General features: G+C 69.1%; 19 protein-coding genes. 10 read left to right on the top strand and 9 right to left on the bottom strand.

Translation table 11 applies throughout. From position 1 onward, the window contains the following. Nucleotides 1–152: 152 nt before the first annotated feature. A complete protein-coding gene (locus DXT68_RS01805) occupies nucleotides 153–995 on the bottom strand; it encodes an alpha/beta fold hydrolase (protein WP_045254423.1) in 843 nt (280 codons plus the stop codon). 95 nt (nucleotides 996–1,090) lie between these two features. Between DXT68_RS01805 and DXT68_RS01810 the strand changes: the two genes are divergently transcribed. Together DXT68_RS01810 and DXT68_RS01815 are read left to right on the top strand one after the other, a co-directional pair. Then, a complete protein-coding gene (locus DXT68_RS01810; RefSeq protein WP_045254422.1) occupies nucleotides 1,091–1,654 on the top strand; it encodes a TetR/AcrR family transcriptional regulator in 564 nt (187 codons plus the stop codon). Between the two features lie 285 nt (nucleotides 1,655–1,939). Next, nucleotides 1,940–2,734, top strand: coding sequence for a TspO-related membrane protein (locus tag DXT68_RS01815; RefSeq protein ID WP_045254421.1), 795 nt, complete (start codon nucleotides 1,940–1,942; stop codon nucleotides 2,732–2,734). A gap of 231 nt (nucleotides 2,735–2,965) precedes the next feature. Here the strand turns inward: DXT68_RS01815 and DXT68_RS01820 are convergent, their stop codons facing one another. The 6 genes from DXT68_RS01820 to DXT68_RS01845 form a co-directional block, all read right to left on the bottom strand. Continuing rightward, on the bottom strand, nucleotides 2,966–3,637 hold the full coding sequence (locus DXT68_RS01820; protein WP_045254420.1) for a response regulator: 672 nt from the start codon (nucleotides 3,635–3,637) through the stop codon (nucleotides 2,966–2,968). Beyond that, nucleotides 3,634–6,156, bottom strand: a complete 2,523-nt coding sequence (locus tag DXT68_RS01825; RefSeq protein ID WP_045254494.1) for an ATP-binding protein — start codon at nucleotides 6,154–6,156, stop codon at nucleotides 3,634–3,636. The genes DXT68_RS01820 and DXT68_RS01825 overlap by 4 nt, the downstream gene beginning before the upstream one ends. A 14-nt stretch (nucleotides 6,157–6,170) precedes the next feature. Further along, nucleotides 6,171–6,770, bottom strand: coding sequence for a potassium-transporting ATPase subunit KdpC (kdpC, locus tag DXT68_RS01830; RefSeq protein ID WP_045254419.1), 600 nt, complete (start codon nucleotides 6,768–6,770; stop codon nucleotides 6,171–6,173). 125 nt (nucleotides 6,771–6,895) lie between these two features. Continuing rightward, complete coding sequence (kdpB, locus tag DXT68_RS01835; RefSeq protein WP_244268193.1) at nucleotides 6,896–9,319, bottom strand: potassium-transporting ATPase subunit KdpB; 2,424 nt, start codon at nucleotides 9,317–9,319, stop codon at nucleotides 6,896–6,898. Nucleotide 9,320: 1 nt separating this feature from the next. Continuing rightward, on the bottom strand, nucleotides 9,321–11,018 hold the full coding sequence (kdpA, locus tag DXT68_RS01840) for a potassium-transporting ATPase subunit KdpA (protein WP_045254418.1): 1,698 nt from the start codon (nucleotides 11,016–11,018) through the stop codon (nucleotides 9,321–9,323). Next, on the bottom strand, nucleotides 11,018–11,107 hold the full coding sequence (locus DXT68_RS01845) for a potassium-transporting ATPase subunit F (RefSeq protein WP_045254417.1): 90 nt from the start codon (nucleotides 11,105–11,107) through the stop codon (nucleotides 11,018–11,020). The genes kdpA and DXT68_RS01845 overlap by 1 nt, the downstream gene beginning before the upstream one ends. Before the next feature lie 233 nt (nucleotides 11,108–11,340). On the opposite strand from DXT68_RS01845, the gene DXT68_RS01850 reads away from it, so the two are divergent. The 3 genes from DXT68_RS01850 (at nucleotide 11,341) to DXT68_RS01860 (ending at nucleotide 13,219) form a co-directional block, all read left to right on the top strand. Then, a complete protein-coding gene (locus tag DXT68_RS01850) occupies nucleotides 11,341–12,519 on the top strand; it encodes an SLC13 family permease (RefSeq protein ID WP_045254416.1) in 1,179 nt (392 codons plus the stop codon). 80 nt (nucleotides 12,520–12,599) lie between these two features. Beyond that, entirely contained in the window at nucleotides 12,600–12,911 is a 312-nt protein-coding gene (locus DXT68_RS01855; RefSeq protein ID WP_045254415.1) for an AbrB/MazE/SpoVT family DNA-binding domain-containing protein, read from the top strand. Next, nucleotides 12,908–13,219 (top strand): hypothetical protein, encoded by a 312-nt coding sequence (locus DXT68_RS01860; RefSeq protein ID WP_045254414.1) that lies wholly within the window; start codon nucleotides 12,908–12,910, stop codon nucleotides 13,217–13,219. The genes DXT68_RS01855 and DXT68_RS01860 overlap by 4 nt, the downstream gene beginning before the upstream one ends. Here DXT68_RS01860 and DXT68_RS01865 read toward each other — a convergent pair. Together DXT68_RS01865 and DXT68_RS01870 are read right to left on the bottom strand one after the other, a co-directional pair. Then, on the bottom strand, nucleotides 13,206–13,799 hold the full coding sequence (locus tag DXT68_RS01865; protein ID WP_045254413.1) for a GNAT family N-acetyltransferase: 594 nt from the start codon (nucleotides 13,797–13,799) through the stop codon (nucleotides 13,206–13,208). The two genes, DXT68_RS01860 and DXT68_RS01865, sit on opposite strands and share 14 nt — an antisense overlap. Nucleotides 13,800–13,833: 34 nt before the next feature. Beyond that, entirely contained in the window at nucleotides 13,834–15,921 is a 2,088-nt protein-coding gene (locus DXT68_RS01870; RefSeq protein ID WP_045254412.1) for an APC family permease, read from the bottom strand. 189 nt (nucleotides 15,922–16,110) lie between these two features. Here DXT68_RS01870 and DXT68_RS01875 point away from each other — a divergent pair, with 189 nt between their 5' ends. From DXT68_RS01875 to DXT68_RS01895, 5 genes are all read left to right on the top strand, one after another. Further along, the gene (locus tag DXT68_RS01875) at nucleotides 16,111–16,809 is read left to right on the top strand and encodes a GTP pyrophosphokinase (protein ID WP_045254411.1); all 699 of its coding nucleotides are present in this window, start codon (nucleotides 16,111–16,113) and stop codon (nucleotides 16,807–16,809) included. 192 nt (nucleotides 16,810–17,001) lie between these two features. Beyond that, a complete protein-coding gene (locus DXT68_RS01880; protein ID WP_045254410.1) occupies nucleotides 17,002–17,289 on the top strand; it encodes a hypothetical protein in 288 nt (95 codons plus the stop codon). Between the two features lie 69 nt (nucleotides 17,290–17,358). Continuing rightward, the gene (locus DXT68_RS01885; RefSeq protein WP_045254409.1) at nucleotides 17,359–19,014 is read left to right on the top strand and encodes a molybdopterin-dependent oxidoreductase; all 1,656 of its coding nucleotides are present in this window, start codon (nucleotides 17,359–17,361) and stop codon (nucleotides 19,012–19,014) included. A 40-nt stretch (nucleotides 19,015–19,054) separates the two neighbouring features. Then, complete coding sequence (locus DXT68_RS01890; protein WP_045254408.1) at nucleotides 19,055–19,543, top strand: MogA/MoaB family molybdenum cofactor biosynthesis protein; 489 nt, start codon at nucleotides 19,055–19,057, stop codon at nucleotides 19,541–19,543. Continuing rightward, nucleotides 19,540–19,980 carry a molybdenum cofactor biosynthesis protein MoaE gene (locus tag DXT68_RS01895; RefSeq protein ID WP_045254407.1) on the top strand — a complete coding sequence of 147 codons (441 nt, stop codon included), beginning with the start codon at nucleotides 19,540–19,542 and terminating at the stop codon, nucleotides 19,978–19,980. The genes DXT68_RS01890 and DXT68_RS01895 overlap by 4 nt, the downstream gene beginning before the upstream one ends. Nucleotides 19,981–20,000: the final 20 nt, after the last annotated feature.

Below are 20,000 nucleotides of genomic sequence, written 5' to 3' on the forward strand. Positions count from 1 at the left end.
CGTCTCGTCGCTGCGCTCCTCGCTCAACGGGCGGAGGGTGGTGCCGCGTCTCGTCTCCTCGCTCAACGGGCGAAGGGTGGTGCCGTGTTTCGTCTCCGCGCTCAACGGCCGGAGGGTGGTGCCACGTTTCGTCTCGGTCGGCGAATGGAGGACTACTTGCTGAGGAAGTCCTTCAGCGCGGCGTTGACCTCGTCGGCGTGCGTCCAGAGCAGACCGTGCGGTGCACCCTCGACCTCGACGTAGGTCGCGGCGGGCACGGCCTGGTGGAAACGGCGGGCGGTGGCGTCGATCGGCAGGATGTTGTCCTTCGTGCCGTGCAGGATCAAGGTGGGCTTGCCGGCGGCGGCGACGGCCTCGACGTCACCGCGGAAGTCCTCGATCCAGCTCGGGACGACGGCGTAGGCGGCGACGGGGGCGCTCGTGATCGCGACGTTCCAGCTGCCGGTGACGGCCTCCTGGCTGATGCGGGATCCGAGGTTCTCGTCGAGGTTGTAGAAGTCGTTGTAGAACTGCGTGAACCACGCGAAGCGGTCGCCCTCGGCCGCGGCCGCGATGCCGTCGAAGACTTCCTGCGGCACGCCCTCGGGGTTGTCGTCGCGCTGCACGAGGAAGGGCTCGAGCGAGGCGAGGAAGGCGAGCTTGGCCACGCGCTCGTGGCCGTACTTCGCGACGTAGCGGGCGAGTTCGCCGGTGCCCATCGAGAATCCGACGAGAACGACGTCGCGCAGGTCGAGGGTCTCGAGCACGGTGTCGAGGTCGGCGGCGAAGGTGTCGTAGTCGTAGCCCTCGTTGACCTTCGACGACTGGCCGAAGCCGCGGCGGTCGTAGGTGATGACGCGGTAGCCCTGGGCGAGCAGTTCGCGCGTCTGACGCTCCCAGCTGTGTCCGTCGAGCGGGTAGCCGTGGATCAGGACGACGGGCTGGCCCGAACCCTGGTCTTCGTAGTAGAGCTCGATCGGGGTGCTGTTCTCGTGTCCGACGGTGATGTAGCCCATGATCCTGATCCTTCCGGTTCCGACGAGAACGATCGTTCTCGGCTGATGTCTCCAACCTAGAGAACGGTCGTTCTCATGTCAAGTACACTGAGACCATGACCGACTCGACGGTGCGTGAACAGATCCTTGCGGCGGCAGACGAGCTCTACTACCGCAAGGGATACGCAGCCGTGGGTATGGACGAGCTGCGCACGGCGGCAGGGGTTTCGCTGCGCCGCCTCTACGCGCTCTTCCCGTCGAAGACCGACATCGTCGCGGCGGTCCTCGCGCGCAAGCATGCAGAGTGGGAAGCGGGGCTGACCGGGGCGGTGGCCGATGCCGGCGCCGACCCCCGCGCCCGCCTGCTCGCCGTCTACGGCTATCTCGAGGACTGGTTCTGCACCGACGACTTCCGGGGCTGTGCGTTCATCAACGCGTTCGGCGAGCTCGGCGGCACGAATCCCGAGGTCGCCGGCATCGTGCGTGACCACAAGGCCTCGTTCCAGGCGTACATGGCGGGGCTCGTGGTGGATGCCGGGGCCCCGGCGTCGCTCGCCGCGCAGTTGTCGATCCTCGCCGAGGGGGCGCAGAGCACCGCCGCCATCGCCGCAGATCCGCAGGTCGCCGTGCAGGCGCGCAATGCCGCCGAAGTGTTGATCGACGCGGCTGTCGCGGCCTGACCTGGGTGCCTTGACCCGAGTGCCTTGACCTGGGCGTCCTGACCCGGGTGCCCTCACCCGAGCGTCCTGACCCGAGCGCCGTGACCCGAGCGTCCTGACCCGAGCGCCGTGGGGCGGAACTCTCGGTGTAGGGCGGACGGATGCTGCGCAAAGCTCCGCCCTACGGGGTGTTCTCCGCCCGACGCGTATCCGCCACGGGATGTAATTTGTCTAGCTTGGCTAGCGTTTTCGTTGAGCAGTGTCAAGGCTCGTGCGCATCGGCCCGCGCGCGCGTAGGTTTCGAACATGGAATCCCGGATGCAGGACATCACGCGTCAGTCGGTCATCATCGCCGCGGCCACCTTCATGCTGATCGCGGCGGCCGTCGGATCCGGTGCGTTCGGCGGCACCTCGGTCAGCGAGCTGCAAGACGGTGCTCTCTCGGCGCAGGGGTCGTACCTCGCCCCGGCCGGCCCGGCGTTCTCGATCTGGTCGCTGATCTACGTCGGTCTCATCGCCTACACGGTGTGGCAGGCGCTGCCCGCGCAGCGAGCGGATGAGCGCCAGCGAGCAGTCGGCGGATGGATCGCCGCGTCGATGATCCTCAACGGACTCTGGCTCGTGACGGCGCAGTTCCTGTCGTTGCCGCTGACCGTTCTCGTGATCGCCCTGCTGCTCGCAACCCTCGCTCGGGTGATCGTGATCCTCGGCCGCAGCCGCGCCCGCACCTGGCCGGAGCGCATCGTCGTCGACGGAGCCAACGGCCTGCACTTCGGATGGGTGACGATCGCGACCGTCGCCAACGCCAGCGCGTGGTTCACGCAGATCGCTCCGGTCGCCTGGGCCGATCAGGCCGACATCTGGGCCGTCGCCGTGCTCGTGGTCGTGCTCGTGATCGGCGTCACCGCGGCGATCGTCACCAAGCGCATCGCCCCTGCCCTCGCGACGGCGTGGGGGCTCGGCTGGCTCGCGGTCGGCCGTTTCACCGGCGAGCCCGAGAGCATGATCACCGGAATCGCGGCGATCATCGTCGCCGTCGCGCTCGTCGCCGCCGGTGCCTGGGGACTGCTGCGGCGTCCTCGCGCCGACGTCGCGGTGTAGGTCGCGCCCCGACCGCGTTCACTATTCAGCACAGAATTCTGAGCGGGGCGTCTGCAACGGCGGATTGCGCGCGTGGTGAGATTCCATGCTGAATCCTGAACACGGGCGGGCGCCGAACAGCGGCCGGGCGCCGAACAGCGCCGCACGCCAGGTCAGCGCCGCACGCCATGTCAGCGCCGCACGCCAGGTCAGCGCCGCATCCGGCAGCCGGTTCCGAGGCCGAGACCGAGGTCAGAGCACCAGTCGGTATCCCATGCCCGACTCGGTGAGCAGATGCACCGGGTTGCCCGGAGACGCCTCGAGCTTCTTGCGCAGCTGCGACATGTACAGGCGCAGGTAGCCCGAGTCCGAGACCTGCTCGCTGCCCCAGATCTCCTTCAACAGGTCCTGGCGGGTGACGAGGGCGCCGGGATGCCGGGCGAGGTGCTCGAGCATCCGCCACTCCGTCGGCGTGAGATGCACCCGCGACCCGGCTCGCGTCACGGTCTTCGTCACGAGGTCGACCACGACGTCGCCGAATCCGACGGTCGATTCGCCGCCCACCGGAACGGCTCGTCGTGACAGAGCGCGCAGACGCGCGAGCAGCTCGTCGACCTGGAAGGGCTTGGTGACGAAGTCGTCGGCTCCGGCATCCAGCGCATCGACCTTGTCGGCGGATCCGGTGCGACCCGACACCACGATGATGGGCACGTTCGTCCATCCGCGCAGCGCCTGGATCACCTCGATGCCGTCGAGCCGCGGCATCCCCAGGTCGAGCATGATCAGGTCGGGGTGCGTCTGCGCGGCGACCGCGACCGCCGCGGCGCCGTCGGCGGCGACGACCACCTCGTATCCGTGCGCGGCGAGGGTGATGCGCAGGGCGCGCACCATCTGCGGATCGTCGTCGGCGATGAGGAGCTTCACTCCGTCTCCTCCTGCAGGGGATCGGGGTCTTCTGCCCGCGGCAGTGAGACGACCATGGTGAGTCCACCGCCGGGGGTGTCCTCGGGTGTCAGAGTACCGCCCATGCCCTCGGCGAAACCGCGCGACAGGGCGAGGCCGAGCCCGAGACCGGTGGTGTTGTCGGTGTCGCCCATCCGCTGGAACGGCTGGAAGATGCGGTCGCGCTGTTCCGCCGGCACGCCCCGCCCCCGGTCGATGATGCGGATCTCGACGCGGTCGGCGAGCGAGCTCGTCGACACGATCACGCGGGTGTCGGTGGGGGCGTGGCGGTGCGCGTTCGCGATCACGTTCACGAGCACGCGCTGCAGCAGCACCGGATCGGCCGACACCGCCGGCAGCTCGCCGTCGAGCACGAGCTCGACGTCTGCGGGGCCCAGGCCGAGCTCGTCGACCGCGGCGAGCACGGGGCCGGCCACGTCGAGCGGCATGCTCGACACCGCGAGCACCCCGGCCTGCACGCGGCTGACGTCGAGCAGATCGGTGACGAGCGACGACAGGGTGGCGAGGCTCTCGTCGGCCGTCGCGAGCAGTTCGTCGCGATCGGATGCCGACAGGCCGTGCGCCCCGCGCAGCCCGCCGATCGCCGCGACGGCCGACGCGAGCGGGCGGCGCAGATCGTGGCTGACCGCCGAGAGCAGGGCGCTTCGCACCTGGTCGGTCTCGGCGAGGGCGGCGACCTCTCGGGCGGTGGCGCGAAGATCCGTGTGCTCGATCGCGGCGGCGAGCTGCGCGACGATCGCGTCGAGCAGCCGCCGTGCGGGGGTGTCGAGCGGCTCCCCGTGCAGTTCGAGAAGTGCGGGGGCCGAGCCGCCCGAGCCGACCGGGACGGTCGTCGCGCGACCGTCGGGCACGGGTTCGCCGTCGCTCGCGAGCACCTCGCCGTCGGGGGCGAGCAGGCGGACGCCGCTGAGACCGAACGCCTCGCGGGTGCGACTGACCAGGGCGAGCACGGCGTTGTCTCCTCGGAGCACGTTGCCGGCGACCGCGGCGAGCAGCTCCGCCTCGGCGACGGCGCGCTGGGCGGTGCGGGCTCGACGGGCGGCCTGGTCGACGATGATGCTGACGAGGATCGCGATCACGACGTAGAGGGCCAGGGCGAGCACGTGCAGCGGATGCGCGATCGTGATGGTGAACAGCGGCGCGACGAACAGCAGATCCAGCGTGATGCCCGAGAGCACGGCCGCGAAGACCGCGGGGCGGATGCCGCCGATCAGCGCGACCACGACGACGAGCAGCTGGTAGGCGAGCACCTCGGAGGTGATCGATTCCGGGCTGCGGAACGTGAACATCAGCCACGACAGCAGGGGACCGAACACGAGGGCCACCGCCAGCCCGAGCACCTGACGCCGCCAGCCGAGCGCACCGCCGGTGATGCGGGGCAGGGCGACGCGACCGCCTGCGGCGGCGTGCGTGACGATGTGCACGTCGATGTCGCCCGAGCGGCGGATGACCTCGGAGCCGATGCCCGGACCGGTGAGGGCGGCCGCGACACGACCGCGGCGACTGACGCCGATGACGAGCTGGGTGGCATCCGCTCCCTGCGCGAACGAGACGAGCGTGCCGGGGATGTCGTCGCCGACGATCTGGTGGAAGCTGCCGCCGAGCGACTCGACGAGGGCCCGCTGGGCGGCCAGGGCGCCCGGCGTCTGGTCGCGGAGTCCGTCTTGGGTGGCGACGTGCACGGCGAGCAGCTCGCCGCCGGCCGACCGCGCGGCGATGCGAGCGCCGCGGCGCAGCAGCGTCTCGCCCTCGGTGCCTCCGGTGAGGGCGACGACCACGCGCTCGCGCGCCTGCCAGGTGCCCTCGATCCCGTGATCGGCGCGGTAGCTGCGCAGGGCGCTGTCGACCTCGTCGGCGAGCCACAGCAGGGCGAGCTCGCGGAGAGCGGTGAGGTTCCCGAGCCGGAAGTAGTTCGACAGGGCCGCGTCGATGCGTTCGGCGGGGTAGACGAGACCGGCCGAGAGGCGGTCACGCAGCGACTGGGGTGCGAGGTCGACGACCTCGATCTCATCGGCTGCGCGCACCACGGCATCCGGGATCGTCTCCTGCTGCGCGATGCCGGTGATCTTCTCGACCACCGCGTTCAGCGATTCGATGTGCTGCACGTTCACGGTCGTGACGACGTCGATGCCCGCGTCGAGCAGCGCGTCGACGTCCTGCCACCGCTTCGGATGCGCGGATCCTGGGGTGTTGGTGTGTGCGAGCTCGTCGACGAGGGCGATCTCGGGGCGACGCGCGAGCACCGCCTCCAGATCCATCTCGCTGAGCGGCACCCCACGGTGCAGATCGGTGCGTCGAGGGACCTCGGGGATGCCGATCGTCTGCGCGGCCGTCGCGGCACGGTCGTGCGTCTCGACGATCGCGATCACCACGTCGCGTCCCTCGTCGATCAGCCGTCGCCCCTCGACGAGCATCTCGAAGGTCTTGCCGACACCGGGGGCGGCGCCGAGCAGCACGCGGAGTCGGCCGCGTCGCGGCATCCGCTCTGCCGTCATCAGCCCTCCTGCTCGTCGAGTGCGAGATTGAGTTCGGCGACGTTGATGCGCTCTTCGCCGAGGAATCCCAGATCCCGCCCTTGAATCCTAGACTCCACGAGGTCGCGCACCTGCTGCTCGTCGAGGCCGCGTTCGGCGGCGACCCGCGGCACCTGCAGCAGGGCGTAGGCGACGCTGATGTGCGGGTCGAGGCCCGAGCCGGATGCGGTCACGGCGTCGGCGGGCACATCGGCCTCTGCGACGCCGTCGCGCGCAGCGATGGCCGCCCTGCGCTCGCCGATCGATGCGACGAGGTCGGGGTTCTCAGGGCCGAGGTTGCTGCCGCCGGAGCTCGCGCCGTCGTAACCGTCGCCGGCGGCGGAAGGGCGCGACTGGAAGTACTGCGGCAGGGCCTCGCCGTCGGCATCCGTGAAGGACTGACCGATCAGCGAACTGCCCTTTCCGTCGGCCAGAGGGGAGCCGTTCGCCTGGAACGGCAGCAGCAGCTGGCCGATTCCGGTGACGACGAGCGTGTAGCCGACGCCGAGCACGAGGGTGAGCACGAGCATCGTGCGGACGGCGACCCCGACGGTGCGTGCCGTGGTGCGGGAGGAGGACATGGTGGCCTTTCGAGAGTGTGTGTGTGGGCCCTTCGTCTCGCTTCGCTCGCTCAGGGACCGGAGTCCGCGGGAGGCCCGCATCCTGAGCGAGGAGCGAAGCGACGAGACGAAGGGCGTGGACGCGGTCAGAAACCGGGGATGAGGGTGATGACGAGGTCGATCAGCTTGATGCCGAGGAACGGCGCGATCACCCCGCCGAGGCCGTAGACGAGCAGATTGCGCTGCAGGATCTGCGAGGCGCTCGCCGGTCGGTACTTCACGCCGCGGAGGGCCAGCGGAATGAGGAAGACGATCACGATCGCGTTGAAGATGATGGCGCTGGTGACCGCGGATGCCGGTGAATGCAGCTGCATGATGTTCAGCGCCGCGAGCCCGGGGAAGACGCCCATGAACATCGCCGGGATGATGGCGAAGTACTTGGCGATGTCGTTCGCGAGCGAGAACGTCGTGAGCGCCCCTCGGGTGATGAGCAGCTGCTTGCCGATGCGCACGATGTCGATGAGCTTGGTCGGATCCGAGTCGAGGTCGACCATGTTGCCGGCCTCCTTCGCGGCCGACGTGCCGGTGTTCATCGCGACGCCGACGTCGGCCTGAGCGAGGGCGGGGGCGTCGTTGGTGCCGTCGCCGGTCATGGCGACGAGCCGGCCGCCCTGCTGCTCGCGCTTGATCAGCTCGAGCTTCTGCTCGGGTGTGGCCTCGGCGAGGAAGTCGTCGACGCCCGCCTCCTTCGCGATCGCGGCGGCGGTCAGCGGGTTGTCGCCCGTGATCATGACCGTGCGGATGCCCATGCTGCGCAGCTCCTCGAACCGCTCGCGCAGGCCGTCCTTCACGATGTCCTTGAGGTGGACGACGCCGAGGATCTCGCCGGCGCCCGCCGCTGCCGCAGGGTGGCTGATGGTTCCCCGGTCGGCGGACGGGATGACGACATCCGGTCCGCCATCCGGGATCTCTTCAGCCATCCGGTTCGAGGAGGCAGCAGCGGCAGCGGGGCCATGCTTCACGGCGACCACAAGCGGGGTGCCGCCGCTCGAGGCCACGCCGTCGACGAGGCCGGCCAGCTCGGCATCCGTGTCGAGTCCGAGCCAGGCGCTGATCGCGGAGCCTGCGCCCTTGCGGATCTGCGTGCCGTCGGCGAGGTCGAGGCCCGACATGCGGGTCTGCGCGGTGAAGGGCACGACGACGGCATCCGTCGGCTGTTCGACATGGATGCCGTGGCTCTTCGCCAGCTCGACGATCGATGCCCCCTCGGGGGTCGGATCGGCGAGCGACGACAGGGCCGCGATGCGCAGCAGCTCGTCGGGATCGACACCGCCGAGACGCAGCACCTCGTGGGCGCGGCGGTTGCCGTAGGTGATGGTTCCGGTCTTGTCGAGCAGCAGGGTCGTGACATCTCCCGCGGCCTCGACCGCGCGGCCCGACATCGCGAGCACGTTGCGCTGCACGAGACGGTCCATGCCGGCGATGCCGATGGCCGAGAGCAGGGCGCCGATCGTCGTCGGGATCAGACACACGAGCAGGGCGATCAGCACCGGGATGCTGACGGGCGATGCCGCGTACGAGGCGATCGGGTTGAGCGCGAGAACGACGACGACGAACACGATGGACAGGCTCGCGAGCAGGATGTTCAGCGCGATCTCGTTCGGCGTGCGCTGACGGCTGGCGCCCTCGACGAGGGCGATCATGCGGTCGACGAACGTCTCGCCGGGCTTCGAGGTGATGCGCACGACGATGCGATCCGACAGCACGCGGGTGCCGCCGGTGACGGCGCTGCGGTCGCCGCCGGATTCGCGGATGACGGGGGCGCTCTCTCCGGTGATGGCGGATTCGTCGACGGTGGCGATGCCCGCGATGATGTCGCCGTCGCCCGGGATCAGGTCGCCGGCCGTGACGATCACGACGTCGTCGCGCTGCAGCTCGGCCGACGAGACCTCCGCCGTCTCGGTGCACTCGGCCGCGGCATCCGCACCGGCGTCGTAGCCGACCACCCTTCGGGCCATGGTGCTGGTGCGGGTCTTGCGCAGGCTCGCGGCCTGGGCTTTGCCGCGACCCTCGGCAACGGACTCGGCGACGTTGGCGAACAGCACGGTCAGCCACAGCCAGATCGCGATGCCCCAGGTGAAGGGCGCGGGCACGGGGGTTCCGCCCGAGTCGGCCGGGCCGCCGAGGAACGGCTCGGCGGTCGCGAGCACGGTGGTGAACGCGGCGCCGACCCAGACGAGCAGCATCACGGGGTTGCGCACGAGAGAGGCGGGGTTGAGCTTGCGCAGCGCGCCGGGCAGCGCCTGCGTCAGCTGCGCCCAGCCGAACGAGCGCGGCGGTTCGCCCCGCCCTTCCGCCCCCTGAGCGGTCGCAGCGGACTCGCCTTTCGCCCCCTGAGCGAGCGCAGCGAGACGAAGGGCGTCCGAGTCGTCCCGCCCCTCCGCCCCCTGAGTGAGCGAGTCGGACTCACCCTCCGCCCCCTGAGCGAGCGCAGGGGACTCGCCTCCCGCCCCCTGAGCGAGCGGAGCGAGACGAAGGGCGTCGGCGGATGGATCGATGTGGGGGGTCATGTCAGACGAGTCCTTCAGCGAGGGGTCCCAGTGCGAGCACGGGGAAGTACGTGAGTGCGGTGATGATGACCGCGACGGCGGTGAGGAGGCCGACGAACTGCGGTCGGTGCGTGGGCAGCGTTCCGGTGTTCTCCGGTACGCGCTGCTGTGCGGCGAACGATCCGGCCAGAGCCAGCACGAGCACGATCGGGAGGAATCGTCCGAGCAGCATCGCGACGCCCAACGCGGTGTTGAACCACGGGGTGTTCGCCGTGAGGCCGGCGAAGGCGGATCCGTTGTTGTTCGCCGCCGAGGTGAAGGCATAGAGCACCTCGCTCATGCCGTGCACGCCGGGGTTCAGGATGCTGGTCGCCTCGACATCCGCGCGGATGCCGGGTATCGCGAAGCTCAGCGCCGTGCCGGCCAGCACGAGGGTGGGCGTCACGAGGATGTAGAGGCTCGCGAGCTTGATCTCCTTCGGGCCGATGCGCTTGCCGAGGTACTCGGGGGTGCGGCCGACGAGCAGTCCGCCGACGAACACCGCAATGATCGCGAGCACGAGCATGCCGTAGAGGCCAGAGCCGACACCGCCGGGGGCGACTTCGCCGAGCATCATGTTGAGCATCGGCATCATGCCGCCGAGTGCCGTGTACGAGTCGTGCATCGAGTTGACCGCGCCGGTCGAGGTCAGCGTGCTGGCGCTGCCGAACAGTGTCGAGCCGAGGATGCCGAAGCGCACCTCCTTGCCCTCCATCGCGGCGCCGGCGAGCTCGGGTGCCGAACCGCGGCCGGCGAGCTCGAGCGCCGAGAGCGCGAAAGTCGAGACGAGGAAGATCGTGCCCATCACGGCGGCGATCGCATAGCCCTGACGGTGGTCGCCGATCATGCGGCCGAACGTCCGGGGGAGGGAGAACGGGATCACCAGGATCAGCAGGATCTGCAGCAGGTTGGTCCACCCGGTCGGGTTCTCGAAGGGATGCGCGGAGTTGGCGTTGAAGAAGCCGCCGCCGTTCGTGCCGAGCAGCTTGATGGCCTCCTGCGAGGCGACCGGTCCGCCGGGGATGGTCTGCGTGCCGCCAGAGACGGTCGTCACATCGGTGAAGCCGGCGAAGTTCTGCACGACACCGCCCGCGATCAGCGCGATCGCGGCGAGCAGGGCGATCGGCAGCAGGATGCGGCCGAGTCCGCGGATCAGGTCGACCCAGAAGTTGCCGATCGTCGTCGACCCGCGGCGGGCGAATCCACGGATGAGCGCGACGGCGACGGCGAGGCCCACGGCCGCCGAGACGAAGTTCTGCACCGTGAGACCGGCGAGCTGCACCGTGTAGCCCATGGTCTGCTCGGGCGAGTACGACTGCCAGTTGGTGTTCGCGACGAAGGACGCCGCGGTGTTGAAGGCGAGGCCTTCGGGCACGGCCGGCAGCCCGAGCGACTGGGGCAGGAACGCCTGCAGTCGCTGCAGACCGTAGACGAGCAGCAGACCTACCGCCGAGAAGGCGAGGACGCCGCGGGCGTAGGCCCGCCAGGTCTGCTCGGATTCGGGGTTCACGCCGATCAGGCGGTACACGCCGCGCTCGAGCTTCAGGTCGCGGGGCGTGCTGAAGACGCGGGCCATGTAGTCGCCGACCGGGCGGTACAGCAGCACCAGCGCCACGATGAGGACCGCCGCCTGCAGGATGCCGAACCAGAGCTCGGCGCCTGTCGAGATACCGGCGCCCATCAGAACTTCTCCGGGGAGACGAGAGCGACCACGAGATAGACGACAGCGGCCACGGCGAGGGCGGCGGCGATGATCTCGAAGACGATCACAGGCGTTCCACCCCCGCAGCGATCAAGGAGACGAGGGCGAACAGCGCGAGAGTCAGCGCGATGTAGATGATGTCGAGCACGAGAGTCGATACAACTCCCGTGCAGAGGGATATCGTGCGATCCTCACGCTTCCCCTACGGCAGTGAGCGCGATGCATGCGGGATGCTCACGGCCTTCGCATGCCGAGGTGGCGGATGCCGCGCCTCACCCCCTGACGGATCTACACTCAGCGAGTGAGTGCAACGCGACGCCGACTCGGCACGGGGACGATCATCGTCTTGGCGCTCATCGCCGTGGCGGCGGTGTGCATCGTCTCCGGCATCCTTCCTCCCACGGATGCCGAGGCACTCGGCGCCCGCATCGCGCCGGTGCTCGGCTTCGTCATCGCGATCACGATCGTCGCCGAACTCGCACGGGACGCCGCGGTCTTCGATGTCGTCGCGCAGCGCCTCGCGCGCTGGGGGCATGGCCGGGTGATCCTGCTGTGGGTGTCGGTGGTGGTGCTCGCGGTCATCAGCACCGTGTTCCTCTCGCTCGACACCACGGCGGTGATCGTGACGCCGGTGGTCGTCGTGCTCGCGCAGAGCGTCGGCATCCCGCCCCTGCCCTTCGCGCTCGTCACGGTGTGGCTGGCGAACACGGCATCCCTGGCCCTGCCCGTCTCGAACCTCACCAACCTGCTGGCCGCGCGCGCGATCGGCGATGACCCGTTGTCGTTCCTCGCGCTGAGCTGGGCGCCGACGCTCGTCGGTGTGCTCGTGCCCGTGCTGATCCTCACCCTGCGCCACCGACGCACCCTGTTCGGCGCCTACCGGGTGCCCTCGGGCGGACAGCCCTCCGACCGCGTGCTGTTCTGGGGCGCTGCCGCGACGCTGCTGCTGCTCATGCCGCTGCTCGCCCTCACTCACGAGGTGTGGATCCCCGCCACCGTGGCCGCCGTCATCCTCATCGTGCTGTTCGGTGTCCGCCGCCGGCACGTGCTGCGCCTGTCGCTCGTGCCCTGGCAGGCGATCGGCCTCGCCACCGCGCTGTTCGTCGTGGTCGAGGCGGCGCATGCCAACGGCCTCCTCGACTTCCTGTCGGTGCTGGCCACGAGCGGCCATGCCCCCGGCGAGCTGTTGCGCCTCTCGGCGGCCGGCGCGCTCGCGGCGAACGGGGTCAACAACCTGCCCGCCTATCTGATCCTCGAGCCGACGGCGGGTGATCCGGTCGCTCTGATGGCATTGCTGATCGGAGTGAACCTCGGACCGCTCATCACGCCATGGGCGTCGCTCGCCACCCTGTTGTGGCACCACAGGGTGGTGTCGCTCGGTGTCGAGATCCGCTGGGGGAGCCTCATGCTCTGGGGCGCGATCGTGGCCGTGCCGACCGTGCTGGTCGGGACGCTCGTGCTCGCACTCGTCTCGGGCTGACAGGTCCCCTCCGAGAAGTGGCATGCAGTAATACTGCAAAACAGCTTCCCCGTGTATCGGCCTCGCAGTACCATGGACACATGTCCACCGCAGAGTTCCATGGATACGTCGGCGTGCAGAGTCGCGGCCTCATCGCCTTGCCTGCGAGCGTGCGTGAACGCCTGCGTCTGAACGAGCCCGGAACCCAGCTCGAGGTGACCGAGCGCGCAGACGGAGTCGTCGAGTTGCGGGCCGCCGTGCCTGTGCCGGCGGAGCAGGCATGGTTCTGGACCGAGAGGTGGCAGCAGCGAGAGCGCGAGGTCGATGCGCACGTGGCGGCCGGGCGGGTGTCCGCTTTCGACAGCGGAGAGGACTTCCTCGAGAGTCTCGACGCCCTCGAGCCCGAGCAGTGAAGTTCGAGACGACCCCGAGCTTCGACGGTGATGTCCGCAGGCTGAAACCTGCGCATCTCGCTGAATTCCGCACGGTCCTGCGCGAGAAGTTCATCCCGGCCTGCGATGCCTTCGCGAAAGATCCGTCCACGCCCTGGCCGGCGTCACTCCGAGTGAAGTCCATGCGCGCAGCGCCCGGCATCTTCGAGATGACCTGGTCGTTCTCCTCGCCCGACGGCCGAGCCACGTTCGAGATCGTCACTGTCGACGACGAACCCCGCATCCGCTGGCGTCGGGTCGGAGACCACGACGTGTTCAGGAACCCGTGACCGGCCACTCTTCCGCGAGGATGCCGTAGTTCAGGCCGTCGAGCCACTCGCCCGACCGGTGCAGCGCGGTCTTGCGGCTGAACTCCTCGCGCCGCATGCCGAGGCGCTCCATCAGGCGCCACGACGGCTCGTTGTCGGCGAAGCACCCGGCGTGCACGCGTCGCAGACCCAGCGGGCCGAAGCAGACATCGATCACCGCGCGGATCGCCTCGGTCGCATACCCGCGTCCGGTGTGCTGCGGATCGAGCACCCAGCCGAGCTCCGCCTCGACGCCCTTGACCCGGTCGGCGACCTCGAGCTGGCCCCACCCGTCGCCGATCCTGATCATGATGTCACCGATCGGCGTCGCCTCACCGTTCTCCGCGACCAGTTCGGCGAGGTGCATCGACGCGAGGCGCTCGGGGTCGCGGTACCGCTCGCGAAACGCCTCGATCGTGTCGGGCGCGAGCCCCAGCCAGCGGTTCACCTCGGGCAGCTGCCTCCACGCCCACATCGCATCGATGTCGGGTGCGGTCATCGGGCGGATCTGCAGACGCTCGGTGCGGACGGGCCAGACATCGGCGTGCGGCGTGGAGGTCATCGCTCCAGCCTATTGAGCGGCTGTGCGCCGTGCCTCAGTTCTCGGGCGGTCCCTCGGGGCGGTGCGCGCGGCGTCCTGTCACGACGACCGGGCGGCCTGCGCGCTCCTGTCCGGGCAGCGGCCGCGAGCGGCGTCCGTAGATGAGCTCTGACGAGTCGAGCAGCCACGGCACGAGCGTCACCGACACCCCGTGCACCAGCATCAGCTGGTTCGCCATCCGGCGCGCACGCCTGTTGTGCAGGAACGATTCCCACCAGTGCCCCACGATGTACTGCGGCAGGTAGACGGTCACGACCGACGATCCGTTCTTCTCGCGGTAGTGCTTGATGAACTGCGCCACCGGCTGCGCGAACGACCGATACGGCGACTCGACGATGACGAGCGGGATCGGCACGTGGTGCTCCGCCCAGTCCTCTCGCAGCTGGGCTGCGTCATCGGATGCCACGGCCACGTGCACGGCGAGGGTCTTGCCGTGCTTCGCGGCGACGGCGTAGTCGATCGCCTTCACGACGGGCTTCTGCAGGCGGTTGACGAGCACGATCGCCAGGTCGCCCGTCGCCCCGAACTTCGTGGTGTCGTCGATCGCGATCTCGTGCTCCACGTCGCGGTAGTACCTCTTCACGCCCATCATCAGGAAGGCCAGCACCGGGATCGCGAGGAACACCAGGTACGCGCCGTGCGTGAACTTCGTGATCGTCACGATCAGCAGCACCGCGACCGTCATCGCGGCACCCACCGAGTTGATGACCAGACCCACCTTGGCCGAACGGCGATCGGATGCCGAAGCCCCGTCGATCCCGGCTCCCGGCGTGGTCTCGGCGGGGCCTCGCAGCACGCGCCGCCAGTGCCGCACCATGCCGATCTGGCCCAGCGAGAACGACACGAACACGCCGATGATGTACAGCTGGATCAGCGTGGTCAGTCGTGCCTGGAACACCACGAGCACCACGATCGCGGCGATGCCGAGCACGATCATGCCGTTCGAGAACACGAGGCGGTCTCCGCGGGTGTTCAGCGACTTGGGGGCGTAGCCGTCGCGGGCGAGCACCGATCCGAGCAGCGGGAACCCGTTGAACGCGGTGTTGGCGGCGAGCAGCAGCACGCATGCGGTCGCTGCCTGCACGATGAAGAAGAGGATGCTGCCGCCGCCGAAGGTCGCCGCCGCGATCTGCGCCATGAGGCTGGGCTGCGGGTTCGAGCAGTCGAAGCCGATCAGGTCGCAGGGGTTCTCGGCGTAGTGCACGCCGGTGATCAGGGCCAGCGCGGTGAGGCCGGCGAACAGGCAGGCGGCGATCGACCCCATCAGCACGAGGGTCGACTGCGCATTGCGGACCTTGGGCGTGCGGAACGCGGGAACGCCGTTCGAGACCGCTTCGACGCCGGTGAGGGCGGAGCATCCGCTCGAGAAGGCACGCAGGATCAGCAGGATCACCGCGGCCTGGCCGAGGTTCTCGGAGTGCACCGCGAACTCGGCGCTGGACGCGACCGGCGCGTCGCCGAGGAACGTGCGGATGAGTCCCGTGACGATCATGAATCCGACCGAGGCGATGAACACGTACGTCGGGATCGCGAAGACGAGCGAGGCTTCGCGCACCCCGCGCAGGTTCACGATGATGATCAGGATCACGAAGCCGACCGCGAGTTCGACCCGCAGCGGGTCGAGACCGGGGACGGCCGAGATGATGTTGTCGACACCGGATGCCACCGACACGGCGACCGTGAGGACGTAGTCGACGAGCAGAGCGGCCGCGACGATGACGCCGGGGATCTCGCCGAGGTTCTTCGACGCGACCTCGTAGTCGCCGCCGCCCGACGGGTACGCCTTGATCAGCTGGCGGTAGCTCAGCACCACCACGATCAGCAGCACCACGACCGCGGCGGCGACGAGCGGAGTGAACGACAGGAACGTCAGTCCGCCGATGAGCAGGATCATCACGAGCTCCTGCGGCGCGTAGGCGACCGAGCTCAGCGCGTCGGACGCGAAGATCGGCAGCGCCATCTTCTTCGGCAGCAGCTGATCGTCGACCTGCTCGCTCGTGAGCGGGTCGCCGATGAGGATGCGCTTCACGCGAGGGGGAGCGTCGGTGTTGTCCCTGGTTTCATCTGACACGTCCGGCGACATTACGCCCACCAACACCTTCCTCACGCGTTCCTCACGGAATCCCTACGGTGTGTCGAGCGTCCCTCACGGAATCCTTACGCGTGGGTGCACGGGTGCTCGCCCCCTCAGCCCTCGTGCGGCCGCGGTCGACGCGATTTCTCATCGACGATGCACAGCCCGTTCCGATCACCGGCGCGTAACGTCGAAGGCATGACGTCCCTTCAGGTCACCGATGACGCCATCCAGCAGACTCGGGAGCTCCGCGACGAGTTCCAGCGCTTCCTGCGTGAGTACGAGTTCGGGATGCGGGAGGTCGAGACGAAGATCTCCATCCTCCGTGACGAGTTCACCCACGACCACGCGTACAACCCCATCGAGCACGTCAAGAGCCGGCTGAAGACGCCCGACAGCATCGTCGAGAAGATCGCCCGCAAGGGCATCGCCGAACCCGACTTCGACCGCATCCGCTCCGAGATCACCGATATCGCCGGCGTGCGCGTCACCTGCAGCTTCGTGGCCGACGTCTACCGTCTGTTCGATCTGCTGACCGCGCAGGACGACGTGACCGTGCGCACCGTCAAGGACTACATCGCGACGCCGAAGAGCAACGGGTACAAGAGCCTGCACGCGATCATCGAGGTGCCGGTGTTCCTGTCGACCGGAGCCCTCGCGGTTCCCGTCGAGGTGCAGTTCCGCACGATCGCGATGGACTTCTGGGCCAGCCTCGAGCACAAGATCTACTACAAGTTCTCGAACCAGGTGCCCTCGCATCTCGTCGACAGCCTCACTGACGCGGCCGAGGCCGCGGCCGAGCTGGACAGCCGCATGGAGCGTCTGCACCGCGAGGCCCACGGGGTGCCGCAGCGTCAGCTCGCGCCGCCGCCCCCGCCGCACGTCGTGCAGGTCTGACCCGCGTCTTTCGGGCGCGTCTGACCCGCGGACCCCGCTCACAATTCAGCAGGGGCTGCCCACAACTGTCTGTTCCCGTCGCCGTCTCGCGGGTTCCGTCCTTTTCGTGCTGAGTTGTGAACCGCCACCGGAGGCACCGATGTGGGCGCGGCGGTGTTGCGCGCGGCCGCACGACCCTGGGAAAATCGGCAGGTGGTGAAAACGCACGACGCCTCCGACGTCGCAACCGAACGAGTCGTCGACGTCGACCGCACCGTCGAGGAGATCGCGGGCCTCGACCGCGGGCGTCAGCTCTGCGAGTGCGACCACGGTGACGACGAGGCGTACGCCGCGTGCGGACGCCGAGCGAAGTGGCGCGTCTCGATCGACTGCGTCTGCCCCGAGGATCACCCGCGGACGGTCGAGATCCTCTGCTCCCGCTGCCTGCGCACCCTTCGCCAGACGCAGGGACGCGATACGGTCACCGCTCGCACGCTCTGACACCATCCGTTCCCGGCTCGGCTCCGAACAACCGACGACCACACCGTCCTCGGTGCGAAGGAGCAGACCATGGCACAGCGCAGCACCGCGGAACAGCGCGGCACACAGACCCCGCGACGCAGCGGCAAGAGATTCCTCTTCTGGGCCGCTCTCTCGGGCGTCATCAGCGGACTGGTGTTCCTGGCCGCCGCCGAACTCTTCGCGCTGATCTTCGCGCGCGCGGCCAGCCCGATCCTCGCGGTCGGTGGGTTCGTGATCGACATCGTCCCGCAGCCGTTCAAGGAGTTCGCGATCGCGACCTTCGGCGAGTACGACAAGATCGCGCTGCTGGCAGGACTCGGTCTCGCGGTGGTGATCGCGTCGGCGATCGCCGGCATCCTGCAGTTGCTGCGTCCCCCGCTCGGCGTGATCGCCCTGGTGGTCGCGGGCGCGCTCTCCACCGCGGCGATCGTGACCAGGGCCGGCGTGACCGCGCTCGCGTTCCTGCCCCCGGTGCTCGGCACGATCGCCGGGTCGATCATCATCGTCCTGCTCATCCGCCGCCTCACGGCCTGGAAGGCATCCGCCGTTCCCGCCGCGATGGTCGACCGTAAAGGCGTCGATCGTAAAGGCGAGAAGACCGAGGCTGACGCCACCGATGCGAAGCCCTCGAAGGCCCTCGGCCGTCGGCAGTTCTTCCTGCTCGCCGGCATCGCCGGCGTCTCGGCGGTCATCGTCGGCATCGCCTCGCGCACGGTCAGCATGACCGTCGGGTCGGTGGCGACCATCCGCGAGGCACTCAAGCTGCCCGCTCCGAAATCGAAGGTCACCGTGCCGAAGGGCGCGGAGCTCGACATCCCGGGACTCACGAAGCTGATCACGCCGAACAAGGACTTCTACCGGGTCGACACCGCCCTGACGGTGCCGACGATCGACCCCAGCACCTGGCGCCTCGTCATCGATGGAATGGTCGACAAGCGCGTCGAACTGAGCTTCCAGGACATCCTCGACATGGGTCTCGACGAGTACGCGATCACGATGACCTGCGTCTCGAACGAGGTCGGTGGCGGACTCGTGGGCAACGCGATGTGGCTGGGAGTACCGCTGCGCGACGTGCTGAAGAAGGCCGGCGTGAAGTCCGGTGCCGACATGGTGCTCTCGAAGAGCGTCGACGGCTACACGGCGAGCACGCCGCTGTCGGCTCTCACCGACGACAACCTCGACGCGATCCTCGCGGTCGGCATGAACGGAGAACCGCTGCCGCTCGAGCACGGCTTCCCGGTGCGCATGGTGGTGCCGGGGCTCTACGGCTACGTCTCGGCGACCAAGTGGCTCACCGAACTCAAGATCACGACGTTCGAGAAGGATGAGGCCTACTGGACGCCGCGTGGGTACAGCGCCGAAGCCCCGATCAAGTTCGCCTCGCGCGTGGACACCCCGAAGGTCGGGCAAGCGGTCGATGCCGGACGCATCCCGATCGCGGGCGTCGCGTGGGCGCAGACCGTGGGCATCGAGCGCGTCGAGGTGAAGATCGACGAGGGCGACTGGATGCCGGCGACGCTGTCGGCGCCGATCAATGAGAACACCTGGGTGCAGTGGTTCATGGAGTGGGATGCCACCCCCGGCACCCATTACGTGGCCGTGCGCGCGATCAACAAGAACGGCGACACGCAGATCGAGGAGCGGGCGCCCATCGCGCCGAACGGCTCGTCGGGATGGCAGCGCTCGCTGGTCCGGGTGAACTGATCCCGATGCGGCCGGTTCGGCCAACCCCTATCGTGGAGCCATGACGTCGCTACCCGCGTGTGTGATCACCGTCTCGGACCGCTCGTTCTCGGGAGAGCGTGAGGACCGCGGCGGTCCGATCGCCGTCGGGCTGCTCCGCGAGGCGGGCTGGCACTGTCCCGACGCCGAGGTCATCGCCGACGGCGAGACATCCGTGGCCGATGCACTGCGGCGTGCGGTCGCGCGGGGCGTGCGCCTGATCGTGACCACCGGGGGAACCGGGGTCGGACCCCGCGACGAGACGCCGGAGGGCACCCGACGCGTGATCACGCGCGAGGTCCCCGGCATCGCCGAGGAGCTGCGGCGCAGCGGCCTCTCCGACACTCCGCTCTCCGTTCTCTCGCGGGGGTTGGCCGGTGTCGTCGATCCGGCCGGGACGCTTGTCGTGAACCTGCCAGGATCCACACGGGCCGTGGCATCCGGCGTGCCCGTGGTGCTGACCGTCGCGAGACACGTCGTCGACCAGGTCGAGGGCGGTGACCACTCGTGAACGAGGTGCGGATCGCGGCCATCTCCGCCGAGCCCCTCGATGTCGACACGCACCTGGCCGCGGTCGACGACCCGGCGCTCGGCGGGGTCACCACCTTCATCGGACGGGTGCGCGACAACGACCCCGACGCCCAGACCCCGGTCGTGGGGCTCGAGTACAGCTCGCACCCCGACGCCGAGACGGCGCTGCAGACGATCGCTCAGAAGGCCGCAGCCGATGCGGTCGGCGACGCCAGGGTCGTCGTGGCCGTGAGCCACCGCATCGGCCGGCTCGATGTGGGCGATGCGGCCGTCGTGATCGCCGTCGCCGCCGAGCACCGTGCCGAGGCGTTCGCCGTCTGCCGTGCGGTCATCGAGGACATCAAGACGTCGTTGCCGGTGTGGAAGCGTCAGGTCGAGTCCGACGGCACCACGTCGTGGAAGGGCATCGGCGGCTGAGCCGGGTCGGTGCTCGGCCG

Source organism: Microbacterium foliorum, assembly GCF_003367705.1.
In the GTDB taxonomy this organism is placed as follows: Bacteria; Actinomycetota; Actinomycetes; order Actinomycetales; family Microbacteriaceae; genus Microbacterium; species Microbacterium foliorum.